Origin of the sequence: Gordonia sihwensis NBRC 108236 (genome assembly GCF_000333035.1) — a bacterium.
GTDB classification, from domain to species: Bacteria; Actinomycetota; Actinomycetes; order Mycobacteriales; family Mycobacteriaceae; genus Gordonia; species Gordonia sihwensis.
Genome location: NZ_BANU01000037.1, coordinates 29,957 through 43,596, shown reverse-complemented (window position 1 = coordinate 43,596; position 13,640 = coordinate 29,957). Strand labels below are relative to the sequence as shown.

Here is a 13,640-nt window from a genome sequence, read left to right as displayed (position 1 = left end):
CGAATAAGTTACGCACAGATGGACGTGAGGTCAAATCGCCGCAGGTGTGACCTGCGACAAGTTCTTGGCGCAGTGGTGGGGGGAACGGCGCAGGGCGGCCCGGCCTTTCGGCCGGACCGCCCTGTTGGAGTGTTTTGGTGGGGGATCTCGATGCGCTCCCCCGCTTCGCTCCTCCGCTTACTCGATGAGCCTAGTTCGCTCCTCCGCTTACTCGATGAGCCTAGTTCGCTCCTCCGCTTACTCGATGAGCCTGGGAGAGGTTCGATGAGAGTGTGGAAGCTCGACGATTCCTGACCGGCCCCGCGTCGCTACCGCTGCGCGACCGTCGTCGGGAGGATCGGCGACGGGAGCTGGGTGGAACCCATCAGGTACGCGTCGGCGCCGGCGGCGGCGGACCGTCCCTCGGCGATCGCCCAGACGATCAGCGACTGTCCGCGTCCGGCATCGCCCGCGACGAACACGCCGGGGAGTCCGACGGCACCGAAATCGCCTCCGCGGGCCACGTTGCCTCGAGCGTCGTAGGTGGCTCCGAGCTTGTCGAGCAGATCGCCGCGCTCCGGGCCGACGAAGCCCATCGCGAGCAGCACCAGGTCCGCCTTCAATTCGAAGTCCGTGCCCTCCACCTTCTCGAAGCGGCCGCCGGTCATCTTGACCTCGTGGGCCTTGAGCGCGGTGACCTTGCCGTTCTCTCCGACGAACTCCTCGGTGTTCACGCTGTACACGCGCTCGCCGCCCTCTTCGTGAGCGGACGAGACCCGGTACATCAGCGGGTACGTCGGCCACGGAGTCGATTCGGCACGCTCGATCGGCGGCTTGGGCATGATCTCGAACTGGTGCACCTGTGCGGCACCCTGGCGCAGCGAGGTGCCGAGGCAGTCCGCGCCGGTGTCGCCGCCGCCGATGATCACGACGTGCTTGCCCTCCGCCGTGATCTGGCCGTCCACCACGTCACCGTGCTGGACGCGGTTGGCCTGCGGCAGGAACTCCATCGCCTGATGGATGCCGTCGAGCTCGCGTCCCGGAATCGGGAGGTCACGGCCGATGGTGGAACCGTTGGCCAGGACCACCGCATCGAAGTCGCCGCGGAGTTGCTCCACCGTGACGTCGACACCGACGTTGACTCCGGTACGGAAGACGGTGCCTTCGGCCTCCATCTGCTCGAGCCGGCGGTCGATGAACCGCTTCTCCATCTTGAACTCGGGAATCCCGTATCGGAGGAGACCGCCGATACGGTCCGCGCGCTCGAAGACGGTCACATCGTGGCCGGCACGCGTGAGCTGCTGTGCGGCCGCCAGTCCGGCGGGTCCCGAACCGACCACGGCCACCTTCTTGCCCGTGCGCTGCGTGGGGATCACCGGAGTCACCGTCCCGTCGCCCCAGGCCTTCTCGATCAACTCCACCTCGACCTGCTTGATGGTCACGGCGGGCTGATTGATGCCCAGCACGCACGACGCCTCGCAGGGCGCCGGACACAGCCGCCCGGTGAACTCGGGGAAGTTGTTGGTGGCGTGGAGTCTGTCCATGCCTGCGTCCCACTGGTCGCGGTACACCAGATCGTTCCACTCGGGGATCAGGTTACCGAGCGGGCATCCGTTGTGGCAGAACGGAATTCCGCAGTCCATACAGCGGCTCGCCTGCGTCTGCAGGGTGCCCTTGTCGAACTCGGTGTACACCTCTTTCCAGTCGAGCAGCCGCAGTTCGACGGGCCGGCGGACCGGCGTCTCCCGCTCGGGGTGCTTGAGAAAACCTCTCGGATCAGCCACGTGCCGCCTCCATGATCGCTTCGTTCACATCTCGTCCGGAGCGCTCGGCGGCGTCGATGGCGACGAGCACCTTCTTGTAATCGCGGGGCATCACCTTCACGAAGTGCCCGCGGGCGACGTCCCAGTCGTCGAGGATCGCCGCGGCGACCGGCGAACCGGTCTCGTCGCGATGCTCGGTGAGCAGGCCCGACAGCACGGTCAGATCGTCGGCGTCGAGCTCTTCGAGCTCCACCAGTTCGGTGTTCAGGTCGGCCTCGAACTCACCGTGCGGGTTGTAGACGTATGCGACGCCGCCGGACATGCCCGCCGCGAAGTTCCGTCCGGTACGTCCCAGAATCACGGCGGTACCGCCGGTCATGTACTCGCATCCGTGGTCGCCGACGCCTTCGACGACCGCCTGGACACCCGAGTTGCGGACACAGAACCGCTCGCCGACCACACCGCGCAGGAAGATCTTGCCCGCCGTGCCGCCGAATGCGATCACGTTGCCGCCGATGATGTTGTCCTCGGCCACGAATTCGGCGGGCGCGTTGCGCGGCGGCCGAACGACGATCTTGCCGCCCGAGAGCCCCTTGCCGACGAAGTCGTTCGCGTCGCCCTCGATGCGCATGGTGATACCGCGCGGGACGAAGGCGCCGAAGCTGTTGCCCGCCGAACCGGTGAAGTCGATGGAGATCGTCCCCTCCGGCAGTCCCTGGGCACCGTAGGCCTTGGTGACCTCGTGGCCCAGCATGGTTCCGACCGTCCGGTTCACGTTGCTGATCGGGGACGCCAGCGTGACGCGGGTGCCGGACTCGATCGCGGCCCGGGCCTTCTCGATCAGCTCGTTGTCGAGGGCCTTGTCCAAGCCGTGGTCCTGAGTGCCGGAGCAGTACAGGTCCTGGTTCATGAACGGAGACTCGGGCATCGTCAGAATCGGCGTCAGGTCGAGCTTGCCGGCCTTGTGGTTCTTCCAGTGTTCGAGCGCCTTGCGCGTATCGAGCGCCTCGAACCGTCCGACGGCCTCCTGCAGGGTGCGGAAGCCCAGGCGCGCGAGCAGTTCGCGCACCTCCTCGGCGACGTAGAGCATGAAGTTCTCGACGAACTCCGGCTTGCCGGAGAACCGCTCACGCAGCAGCGGGTTCTGCGTGGCGACGCCCACCGGGCAGGTGTCGAGGTGGCACACGCGCATCATGATGCAGCCCGAGACCACCAGCGGAGCGGTCGCGAAACCGAACTCCTCACCACCGAGCAGGGCGGCGATCATCACGTCGCGGCCCGTCTTCAGCTGACCGTCGACCTGCACCACGATGCGGTCGCGCAGACCGTTGAGCAGCAGTGTCTGCTGGGTCTCGGCCAAGCCGATCTCCCACGGGGCGCCGGCGTGCTTCAGCGAGGTCAGCGGGCTCGCACCGGTGCCGCCGTCGTGTCCGGAGATCAGGACGACGTCGGCGTGCGCCTTGGAGACGCCCGCGGCGACGGTGCCCACACCCAGTTCCGACACCAGCTTCACGTGGATCCGGGCCTGCGGATTCGCGTTCTTCAAGTCGTGGATCAGCTGAGCGAGATCCTCGATCGAGTAGATGTCGTGGTGCGGCGGCGGCGAGATGAGGCCGACGCCGGGCGTGCTGCCGCGCACCTCGGCGACCCACGGGTACACCTTGTGCGGAGGCAGCTGGCCGCCCTCGCCTGGCTTGGCGCCCTGCGCCATCTTGATCTGGATGTCGGTGCAGTTGCTCAGGTAGTGGCTGGTGACACCGAAGCGGCCGGAGGCGACCTGCTTGATCGCACTGCGGCGCCAGTCGCCGTTCTCGTCGTGGACGAAGCGGCGCGGGTCCTCGCCGCCCTCACCCGAGTTCGACCGGCCACCCAGACGGTTCATCGCGATCGCGAGCGTCTCGTGCGCCTCCGCCGAGATGGAGCCGTAGCTCATCGCGCCCGTCGAGAAACGCTTGACGATCTCGCTGGCCGGCTCCACCTTGTCGATCGGGATCGGGTCGCGGTCGCCGAAGTTGAAGTCGAACAGACCGCGCAGTGTGCCCAGCTTGGCGGCCTGGTCGTCGACCAGCTTGGTGTACTCCTTGAACACCGAGTACTGACCGGTGCGGGTGGAGTGCTGAAGCTTGAACACCGTGTCCGGGTTGAACAGGTGGTACTCGCCCTCGCGGCGCCACTGGTACTCGCCACCGACCTCGAGTTCGCGATGAGCGCGCTCGGCGGGACGCTTGGTGAACGCGAGAGCGTGACGCTGGGCCACCTCGTCGGCGATCTCGTCGAGCCCGATGCCGTCGAGCTGGCTGTTCAGACCCGTGAAGAACTCGTCGACGACCTCCTGCCCCAAGCCGATGACCTGGAACAGCTGAGCGCCGGTGTACGACGGCACCGTCGAGATGCCCATCTTGCTCATCACCTTCAGGACGCCCTTGCCCGCCGCCTTGATGTAGTTGGCGCGGGCGACGGCGAAGGTGGCTTCGTGGCTCATGTCCTCGGTCCCCGGGACGTCGAGGCTGCCCGACTCGAGCATGTCCTCGATGGTCTCGAAGGCCATGTAGGGGTTGATGCCGCTGGCGCCGAAGCCGACGAGCAGCGCCATGTGGTGCACCTCGCGGGCGTCGCCCGACTCGATGATGAGGCTGGCCCGGGTCCGGGTCCGCTCACGCACCATGTGGTGATGAACCGCCGCGGTCAGCAGCAGCGACGGGATCGGCGCGAGGGTCTCGTCCGACTCGCGGTCGGAGAGCACGATGATGCGGGCGCCGTCGGCGATGGCCGCCGACACCTTGCTGCGGACTCCGTCGAGTGCCCGACGCAGACCTTCACCGCCCTCGGCGACCGGGTACAGACCGTGGATGTGCACGGAGGGGAAGCCGGTGGCCGGGTCGATCTCCACGAGCCGCGCCAGATCGTCGTTGTCGAGGATCGGCTGGCTCAGCACGATCTGCTTGGCCGAACCCGCGGCCGGGTTCAGCAGATCGCGCTCACCGCCGATGCGGCCGCCGAGGCTGGTGACCACCTCCTCGCGGATGGCGTCGAGCGGCGGGTTCGTGACCTGGGCGAACAGCTGCTGGAAGTAGTCGAAGAGCATCCGCGGCCGGTTCGACAGGACGGCGACCGGGGTGTCGGTGCCCATCGAGCCCAGCGCCTCGCCGCCCGTCGCGGCCATCGGCGAGATGAGCAGCTTCAGATCCTCGGTGGTGTAGCCGAACATCTGCTGACGCAGCGTCACGCGATCGTGCGCCATGTGCTTGTGCGGCGGCGCGGGCAGGTCGGACAGTGCGACCTGGTTGGCGTCGAGCCACTCCTGGTACGGCTGCTCGCCGGCCAGCGAGTCCTTGATCTCCTCGTCGGCGACGATGCGGCCCTGCGCGGTGTCGACCAGGAACATCTTTCCGGGCTGGAGTCGCTGCTTGGCGACCACATCGGCGGGGTCGATGTCGAGGACGCCGACCTCCGACCCCAGAACCACGAGCCCGTCCTTGGTGACCCAGATGCGGGACGGACGCAGTCCGTTCCGGTCCAGGACGGCGCCGATGACAGTGCCGTCGGTGAAGCAGACCGACGCCGGTCCGTCCCATGCCTCCATCAGTGCCGAGTGGTACTCGTAGAACGCCCGATGCTCGGGCTTCATGTCCTCGCTGCGCTCCCAGGCCTCCGGGACCATCATCAGCACTGCGTGCGGCAGGGTGCGTCCGCCCAGGTGCAGCAGCTCGAGGACCTCGTCGAACCGTGCGGTGTCCGACGCGCCGGGAGTGCAGACCGGGAACACCTTGTCGAGGCTGTCGCCGAAGACGTCGGTCTTGATGAGCGACTCGCGGGCGCGCATCCAGTTCTCGTTACCGCTGACGGTGTTGATCTCGCCGTTGTGCGCGACTCGGCGGAACGGGTGGGCGAGAGGCCACGACGGGAAGGTGTTCGTCGAGAAGCGGCTGTGGACCATGCCGAGCGCGCTCTCCACACGCTCGTCCTGCAGGTCCAGGTAGAAGTCGCGCAGCTGAGGAGTGGTCAGCATGCCCTTGTAGACGAACGTCTGCCCCGACAGGCTCGGGAAGTAGACGGTGTCGCGGCCGGGGCCGTCCTGGCCGGCGCCCTTCTCGCCGAGCTCGTACTGGACGCGCTTGCGGACCACGTAGGCCTTGCGCTCGAGTTCCATGATCTCCGCGCTGGACGGTGTGCGCCCGCTCGCCTCGCTCCCGGCGAGCGCGAGGAAGACCTGCCGGAAGGTCGGCATCGCATCGCGCGCCAGTGCGCCGAGCGAGCTCTCGTCCACCGGCACGTCGCGCCATCCGAGGAGAGTGAGCCCCTCCGCGGCGATGATCTCCTCGACGCCCTCGACCGCCTCGGCGGCGTCGCCGGCCGACTGGGGCAGGAAGGCGATGCCGGTGGCGTACGAGCCCTCGGCGGGGAGGTCGAAGTCCACCACCTCGCGCAGGAAGCGGTCGGGGACCTGAATCATGATGCCCGCGCCGTCGCCCGTGTTGGGCTCGGCACCGGCCGCACCGCGATGCTCGAGGTTCACCAGGGCGGTGATGGCCTTCTCGACGATGTCGCGGCTGCGGCGACCGTGCATGTCGACGACGAACGCGACGCCGCATGCGTCATGCTCGTTGATCGGATCGTAGAGCCCGACGGGCCCCGGCAAGTGCTTCATGAATCTGCCTACTCCGCACGCGACGCTGCGTACTGATACGTACTGGAGAGAGTCCCGGGTCAGAGGTCAGTGCGAACCAGCGCACCGCCCGGGGATTCAGCTTCATTGCTGGCCCGCTCAGGTCGCAGGGGGTGACCCCTCGACGCAAAGCGCAGTACTTCAAGTATTCCACTCGGGCCCGGCTGAGGCAAAAAGTGGATACAGTCCCACTGTGTACACCACGTCACACGCGGGTGAAAGTCGCGCGTCACTGCGTGCCCGCGCCTTCTCGAGGTCGACGTTCGCCTCGCGGCCGCTGATGGCCGCGGCGGGGCGGAGTGTCCTGGCCAGTCCGCGGCTCCTGACGATGACCCGCCCGGGCGTCAACCGCGGCCTGTCGCTGCTGAGCCCGGTTCCGCGCGGCACCCGCATCACCCCGGTCCGCGAACTCACCGACTCCGGGCAGGTCCGCGGAGAGTGGGTTCACGGGCGCGGGCGAGCCGACGTCCCGGCACCGTCGACCGACGACACGATTCTCTATTACCTGCACGGAAGCGGATACGTGATCTGCTCGGCGCGCACCCATCGCGGGCTGGTCGCACGGCTCGCCGGGCGCGCGGGGATCGGTGCGTTCAGCCTCGACTACCGGTTGGGTCCGGAGCATCGTTGGCCCAGCGGCGGCGACGACACCGTCCGCGGATACCGCTGGCTGCTCGATCAGGGGTTCGACGCCGGGCAGATCATCGTGGCCGGCGACTCGGCCGGCGGCCACCTGGCGCTCGACCTCCTGGCCGCCAATCACTCCGACGGCGTGCCGCAACCGCGGGCGATGGCACTGTTCTCGCCGCTGTACGACCCCACTTTCCAGCTCGCACGAGATCTGGCCGACCGCGGCGTCCGAGACCCGATCATCGACGTCGGCGCGGCGGTGACCTTCCTCGGTCTCTACACCGCGGGCGCCGATCCCGACCATCCGCGGATGCGGATCAAGCTCTCCCCCGCGATGGACCTGCCGCCGACCCTCATCCAGGTGGGCGCGCGAGAGATCATGGCCGACGACGCCCGCACCGTCCACCGCAGGCTGCTCGACGCCGGTGGACTGTCGGAGCTGCAGGAGTGGCCTGGTCAGGGGCATGTCTTCCAGATGTTCCCGTACTTCTCCCCCGAGTCGGAGCGGGCCGTGGGCGCGGCCGCTGAGTTCATCTCGCGGCAGCGCCGCCGATAGCGGACGCCACGCGGCGACCGATGTCCGTTTGTCGGGCACGTCTGCCGGACGGGCGATAGTGTCGAAGGCGGGGCCTCGGCAGGCGCCGAGCCCCGTACAGCCCGCACTCAACCTTCCTGGGAGGGTGATATGTCCGAGGAGACCACCAACTACACGACTACCGACTCCGGCGCTCCGGCCGGCAGCGATGAGCACTCGCTCACCGTCGGCCCCGGAGGGCCGATCGTTCTGCACGACCACTATCTGCTCGAGCAGATGGCCCAGTTCAATCGTGAACGCATTCCCGAGCGCCAGCCCCACGCCAAGGGAAGCGGCGCGTTCGGCACTTTCGAGACCACCGCCGACGTCTCGCCCTACACCTGCGCTTCGCTGTTCCAGCCGGGAGTGAAGACCGAGATGGTCGCGCGCTTCTCCACCGTCGCGGGCGAGCGGGGCAGCCCCGACACCTGGCGCGACCCCCGCGGATTCGCCCTGAAGTTCTACACCGACGAGGGTGTGTACGACATGGTCGGCAACAACACGCCGGTGTTCTTCATCAAGGACCCGATGAAGTTCCAGCACTTCATCCGGTCGCAGAAGCGGCGTGCCGACAACAATCTCCGCGACCACGACATGCAGTGGGATTTCTGGACGCTGTCGCCCGAGTCCTCACACCAGGTCACCTGGCTGATGGGCGATCGCGGCATCCCGCGCACCTGGCGGCACATGAACGGCTACAGCTCCCACACGTACCTGTGGGTCAACGCCGAGGGCGTCAAGCACTGGGTGAAGTACCACTTCATCACCGATCAGGGCATCGAGTTCCTGACCCAGGAGGAGGCCGACCGGCTCGCCGGGCAGGACAGCGACTACCACATGCGGGATCTGTACGAGTCGATCGATCGCGGCGATCATCCCACGTGGACGTTGAAGGTGCAGCTGATGCCGTTCGACGACGCCGCGGGCTACCGCTTCAATCCGTTCGATCTGACGAAGGTGTGGCCGCACGGCGACTATCCGCTGCACGAGGTCGGGAAGATGACCCTGCACACCAATCCGACGGACAATCACGCGCAGATCGAGCAGGCGGCCTTCGAGCCGAGCAACGTGGTCCCGGGAATCGGTTTCAGCCCCGACCGGATGCTCCTGGGCCGGGTCTTCTCGTACTCGGACGCACACCGCGCACGGCTGGGAGCCAACTACAAGCAGATCCCGGTCAACCGTCCGCGCAACGAGGTGCGCAGTTACTCGAAGGACGGGGCGATGCGGATCGATCCGGTCACCGACCCCGTGTACGCGCCCAATTCGAAGGGCGGTCCGGCCGCGGTGTACCCCGGACAGGCCGAACCGCAGTGGGCGGCCGACGGTGAGATCGTGCGCAGCGCCTACGTCGATCACCCGGAGGATGACGATGTGACGCAGCCCGGAACACTCGTCCGCGACGTGATGGACGACGCCGCGCGAAGCCGGTTGGTCGACAACGTGGTCGGTCACCTGCTCGACGGCGTCTCCGAGCCGGTCCTGTCCAGGGCTTTCGAGTACTGGCGGAATATCGACGCCGACACCGGTGCGGCGATCGAGGCGGGAGTGCGCGCGGCACAGTGATGCCGTCGTGGTAATCCTGGGCGTCGCCGGCCGAGTCATTCATCGAACAGAGAACTCGGCCGGCGGCGCATAGGATCGCCGCATGAAACGATTCCTGCTGTCGCTGGTGGCGCTCATCGCCACCGTGATCGGCGTCTTCTGGCCGCTGGTCGCGAACTCGGCGTCGTCGGGCGACGAGACCGTCGACACGGCCGTGATCACCGATTACCGCGCCGATTACGCCCTCGCGCGCGACGGCGAACTGGCCGTGGACGAGACGCTGACGGTCGATCTGCCGGAGGGCAAGCACGGGATCTTCCAATTCTGGGATGTCTCCGACGCGAACCCGGAGAACAAGGGCGTGCGTTACGAACCCCGCGACATCCGGATCACGATGGACGGGCAGGCGGTTCCGTTCGAGCTGGGTTCCGAGGAGGGCGGCAAGTTCGAGACGGCACGGATCGGCGACGCCGACACCCTCGTCTCACCCGGCGAGCACGTGTACCGGGTGTCGTACCGGATCGCAGACACCATCGCGGACGGCGACCCGGGCCGCTTCATCTGGCGCGTGGTGGGCAACGGCTGGCGAATGCGGATGGAGCGCTCCACCAGCACCGTCCACTTCCCCGAGGCGCCGACGTCGTTCGCGTGCAGCACCAACAACGGAACCGCGTGCCAGGTGTCGGAACCGGACCCGGCCACGCGAGTGGTCACCACCGGCCCGCTGGAACCGAACGTCGGCGTCGCGGTGAAGGCCGACCTGCCCTTCCCGGGTCCCGGCCGCGCACAGCTGCCGTGGTCGGTGTCGATGGACCCGATTCTGGGCACGTCGAAGGCCATGCCGATCGTCATCGTTCTGCTCTCGCTTCTGACGTTCGCCGGGGGCTTCTACTGGATGTGGCGCAGCCGGGAGCACGCGCCGCTGCTACCGGTCATGTACGAGCCGCCGGCCGACCCGCAGAAGCAGAGCCGCAAGCTCGGACCGGTCCAGACCTACTACGTCGCATACGAGGACATGCCCAAGAAGGCGCTGGTCGCCACCCTCTTCCACCTCGCCGAGCAGGGACACGTCCGGCTCGACCGGACGTCGAACAAGGACTGGACCGTCATCTCGCAGCTCACGCCGGAGCGGTTCGCCTCACTCGATCCCGCCGCCAACGCGGTGGTCGCGGCACTGGGCCTGTCGCACGAGGGCTCGACCTTCACCGCCGACGGGTCCAAGAACGCCGGACTGCGGCTGTCCACGGCGACCAAGGAGATGGACGCCGCGACCGCCAACTGGGGCACCGGGAGCGGAGCGCTGCGGGTCAGCCGCTCGGAGCTCGCTGGGCGCGTGGTCGTGGCGGCGGCGGTGGTCGTCGCAGCCGTGTTGATGATCTTCCAACTCCTCCCGGGCACGATCATGGCGCTGCCGTTCGCAGCGTTCGCGGTCGGCGGCGCCGGACTCTACGTGGCGGGGGTCGGCACCCGGCGTACGCGGCTGGGCCGTGAGGTGTGGTCGCGGGCCGGCGGTTTCGAGCGGCTCCTGTCGACTACGTCGAACCGGGAAAGACTCGACTTCTCCGCCCGCAAGGACCTCTTCACCAGCTACATTCCGTACGCGATGGCCTTCGACTGCGCCGACGCGTGGGCTGCCAAGTATCGCTATGCGACCGGGCAGGAACCGCCCGACCCGATCTGGTTCCCCGGCTTCTACATCGGCAGCTCGCATGCCCTGTTCGGCGGCGCCGGCTCCGGCATGGACAGCTTCGAATCGAGCCTCTCGTCGTCCCTGTCGGCGTACAGCTCGTCGCAGTCGTCCTCAGGCGGCGGCGGAGGATTCGGCGGCGGCTTCGGCGGCGGAGGCGGCGGTGGCGGAGGAGGCGGTTCGTGGTGAGCCCGTCGCGGCCGGCCGTCCCTCCATGCCATTCTCTGTGCACGTCCCTTAATAGAAAGAGGCACCAATCGTGATCTGGGCACTGATCGTCATCGTTGTCCTGCTCGTCCTGCTGGCCGTCTTCGTGATGGTCGGCTTCAACAAACTCCGCAAGGCGGACATCACCGCTCAGGAAGCGCTCGGCGGTATCGACGTCCAGCTCACTCGGCGCGCCGATCTGATCCCCAACCTGGTGAATACGGTGAAGGGGTACGCGGCCCACGAGTCGGGCGTGCTGGAGGCGGTGACCGAGGCCCGCGCTCACATGCAGCAGGCGGCGCAGGGGGCGTCAGTGGCCGACAAGGCCGCCGCTGAGGCGCAGATGAGCGGAGCCCTCGGGCGGCTGTTCGCTGTCGCTGAGAACTACCCGCAGCTGCAGGCAGCGCCCAATTTCATGGCGCTGCAGACCGAACTCGGAGAAACCGAGAACAAGCTCTCGTTCGCGCGCCAGTACTACAACGACGCCGTCTCGCGCCTGAACCAGGCGGTGCAGACCATCCCGTGGATGCTGTTCTCCGGCATGGCCGGGGTTCGCGTCCGCGAGTTCTACCAGGCCCCGGCGGGACAGGAGCAGCCGCCGCAGGTTCAGTTCTGAGCAGCAGCGCACTCGCGAGCCGCCGGGAGGGAAGGCCTCATCAGGGCTCCCACCGGCGGCTCGTGCTCGGATAGCGGACCCGCAGGTAGCTGTACAGATACCAACTGATCGCCATGGCGATGGCCGCGCCGGCGGCCCACCACAGCCAGCCGTTGAGCAGGCTCGAACGCACCGCGGCGACCAGCCAGGCGATCGTGAAGAAGACGGTCGCGATGGTCGCCAGGACTCGGACGGTGAGGACGATGAGCGCGGCCGCCGACCAGATCGCTCGGCGACCGGCTCCGGGTTCGGGGTCAATACCCATTCCGAAAGCGTAGGCGACGCAGGACAATGGGGCCATGAGGACGATACTGAACGTGTTGTGGCTGGTCCTGTGCGGACTGTGGATGGCGATCGGTTATGTACTGGCCGGCATCGTCTGCTGCATCCTCATCATCACGATCCCCTTCGGTATCGCGTCGTTCCGCATGGCGAACTACGCGCTGTGGCCCTTCGGACGCACCGTGGTCCGCAAGCCGACCGCGGGCCCCGCGTCGACGGTCGGCAACGTCATCTGGATCATCGTCGCGGGTATCTGGCTGGCGCTGGGCCACCTCACCACCGGCCTCGCCCTGTGCATCACCGTCATCGGCATCCCGCTGGGTGTCGCGAGCTTCAAGATGATCCCCATCTCCCTGGTACCGCTCGGCGCCGAGATCGTCTCGACCAACGATCCGCGCGCGGCGTACTGAACCGACCGGTGACGGGGCGGTGCAGGCGGCCGGCGGTGTCCGGTCCCGCGGGTCGCTGTTCGGCCGGGCATCATTGATCCGTGGCGATGGCGTGGATCGGCGGCGCACTGGTGCTCGCCGGTGCGACGGCCCTGGTGACGGGAGCTCTGCCCGCCGCGGACGCCGCCGCGACATTCGACCGAGCGTGGCCGGTGCTGCTGTTCGTCGTGGCGATCACGGTGGTCGCGCAACTGGCCGCGGAGGCCGGGGTGTTCGAAGTGGTCGCGGCGCGGCTCGGTGTTCTGGCCCGCGGCCGGGTCTTCGGCCTGTGGCTGCTGACGGTCCTCTTGGCCGTGGTCTGCACGGCCTTCCTGTCGCTCGACACCACCGCGGTCCTGCTGACACCGGTCGTACTCGCATTGGCGCGCGTCGCGGGCGTCGCGCCCGCACCGTTCGCGCTGACCACGGTGTGGCTCGCAAACACCGCTTCGTTGTTGCTTCCCGTCTCCAACCTGACGAATCTGCTGGCACTGGACCGTCTGAACGTTCACGGCGCCGCGGGCTTCGTCTCCCTGCTCGGGCTGCCGGCCGTGTGCGCAACGGCCGCGACGGTCGGGGTCCTGTGGCTGCTGCATCGACGCGAGCTCCGCGGCCGATTCCGTGCGTCGCCGGTCCCGTACGTCGGCGACCAGACACTGTTTCGGATCTGTTCGTCGATACTCGCGCTTCTCATCCCGCTGCTGGTGGTGATGCCCGCACCGTGGGTGCCTGCCTGCCTCGCCGCGCTCGCCCTCACGGCGACGTTCGCCCTCCGCCGACCCGAGGCGCTGCAGTTCGGCCTGATTCCGTGGTCGCTTCTGTTGTTCGCCGGCGGCCTGTTCCTGGTGGCGGGCGCGGTCGAGGCCTCGGGCCTGCTCGACCCCCTCGGTCGGCTCTCCGAACACGGCACGGCGAGTGTCTGGGCGTTCGCGGGGGCGGGCGCAGTCGGCGCGAACCTGGTGAACAATCTGCCGGGCTTCCTGCTCCTCGAACCGGCGACCACCTCGCCGATCACCCTTGCGGCACTGCTGATCGGAGTCAACGCGGGACCTCTGGTGACGCCGTGGGCCTCGCTGGCGACGCTGCTCTGGCATCAACGGCTGGTCGACGAAGGAGTCGAGTTCGGCTGGCGCAGATACGTCTTCGTCGGTGCTGTCGCCGCTCCGGCCATCGTCGCGGCGGCCACGCTGACGCTGTCGGCGACATCCTGACAGGGCGGCCGGC

Annotated in this window: 9 protein-coding genes; 6 read left to right on the top strand and 3 right to left on the bottom strand. The window is 67.8% G+C overall.

Annotated features, from left to right (window positions below):
- Nucleotides 1–308 precede the first annotated feature (308 nt).
- Both GSI01S_RS17480 and gltB read right to left on the bottom strand, forming a co-directional pair.
- On the bottom strand, nucleotides 309–1,763 hold the full coding sequence (locus tag GSI01S_RS17480; RefSeq protein ID WP_006897966.1) for a glutamate synthase subunit beta: 1,455 nt from the start codon (nucleotides 1,761–1,763) through the stop codon (nucleotides 309–311).
- The gene (gene gltB / locus GSI01S_RS17475) at nucleotides 1,756–6,390 is read right to left on the bottom strand and encodes a glutamate synthase large subunit (protein WP_006897965.1); all 4,635 of its coding nucleotides are present in this window, start codon (nucleotides 6,388–6,390) and stop codon (nucleotides 1,756–1,758) included. Before gltB ends, GSI01S_RS17480 begins: the two co-directional genes overlap by 8 nt.
- A gap of 211 nt (nucleotides 6,391–6,601) precedes the next feature.
- Between gltB and GSI01S_RS17470 the strand changes: the two genes are divergently transcribed.
- The 4 genes from GSI01S_RS17470 to GSI01S_RS17455 all read left to right on the top strand — a co-directional run bounded on the left by GSI01S_RS17470 (nucleotide 6,602) and on the right by GSI01S_RS17455 (nucleotide 11,667).
- Entirely contained in the window at nucleotides 6,602–7,594 is a 993-nt protein-coding gene (locus GSI01S_RS17470) for an alpha/beta hydrolase (RefSeq protein WP_039868056.1), read from the top strand.
- A gap of 129 nt (nucleotides 7,595–7,723) precedes the next feature.
- Nucleotides 7,724–9,178 (top strand): catalase, encoded by a 1,455-nt coding sequence (locus GSI01S_RS17465; protein WP_006897962.1) that lies wholly within the window; start codon nucleotides 7,724–7,726, stop codon nucleotides 9,176–9,178.
- An 82-nt stretch (nucleotides 9,179–9,260) separates the two neighbouring features.
- Complete coding sequence (locus tag GSI01S_RS17460) at nucleotides 9,261–11,033, top strand: DUF2207 domain-containing protein (protein ID WP_006897961.1); 1,773 nt, start codon at nucleotides 9,261–9,263, stop codon at nucleotides 11,031–11,033.
- A gap of 70 nt (nucleotides 11,034–11,103) precedes the next feature.
- Nucleotides 11,104–11,667, top strand: a complete 564-nt coding sequence (locus GSI01S_RS17455) for a LemA family protein (protein ID WP_006897960.1) — start codon at nucleotides 11,104–11,106, stop codon at nucleotides 11,665–11,667.
- A gap of 40 nt (nucleotides 11,668–11,707) precedes the next feature.
- On the opposite strand, the gene GSI01S_RS17450 is transcribed toward GSI01S_RS17455, so the two are convergent.
- Complete coding sequence (locus tag GSI01S_RS17450) at nucleotides 11,708–11,971, bottom strand: hypothetical protein (protein ID WP_045538737.1); 264 nt, start codon at nucleotides 11,969–11,971, stop codon at nucleotides 11,708–11,710.
- Between the two features lie 34 nt (nucleotides 11,972–12,005).
- On the opposite strand from GSI01S_RS17450, the gene GSI01S_RS17445 reads away from it, so the two are divergent.
- A complete protein-coding gene (locus GSI01S_RS17445) occupies nucleotides 12,006–12,398 on the top strand; it encodes a YccF domain-containing protein (RefSeq protein WP_039868053.1) in 393 nt (130 codons plus the stop codon).
- Nucleotides 12,399–12,484: 86 nt separating this feature from the next.
- Nucleotides 12,485–13,627 carry an SLC13 family permease gene (locus tag GSI01S_RS17440; protein WP_006897957.1) on the top strand — a complete coding sequence of 381 codons (1,143 nt, stop codon included), beginning with the start codon at nucleotides 12,485–12,487 and terminating at the stop codon, nucleotides 13,625–13,627.
- Nucleotides 13,628–13,640 lie beyond the last annotated feature (13 nt).

Excerpts from the sequence above, each read along its gene's own strand:
- GSI01S_RS17460 (WP_006897961.1), top strand. The coding sequence starts at position 9,261 with ATGAAACGATTCCTGCTGTCGCTGGTGGCGCTCATCGCCACCGTGATC.
- GSI01S_RS17440 (WP_006897957.1), top strand. The coding sequence starts at position 12,485 with ATGGCGTGGATCGGCGGCGCACTGGTGCTCGCCGGTGCGACGGCCCTG.
- GSI01S_RS17450 (WP_045538737.1), bottom strand. The coding sequence starts at position 11,971 with ATGGGTATTGACCCCGAACCCGGAGCCGGTCGCCGAGCGATCTGGTCG.
- gltB (WP_006897965.1), bottom strand. The coding sequence starts at position 6,390 with ATGAAGCACTTGCCGGGGCCCGTCGGGCTCTACGATCCGATCAACGAG.
- GSI01S_RS17445 (WP_039868053.1), top strand. The coding sequence starts at position 12,006 with ATGAGGACGATACTGAACGTGTTGTGGCTGGTCCTGTGCGGACTGTGG.
- GSI01S_RS17465 (WP_006897962.1), top strand. The coding sequence starts at position 7,724 with ATGTCCGAGGAGACCACCAACTACACGACTACCGACTCCGGCGCTCCG.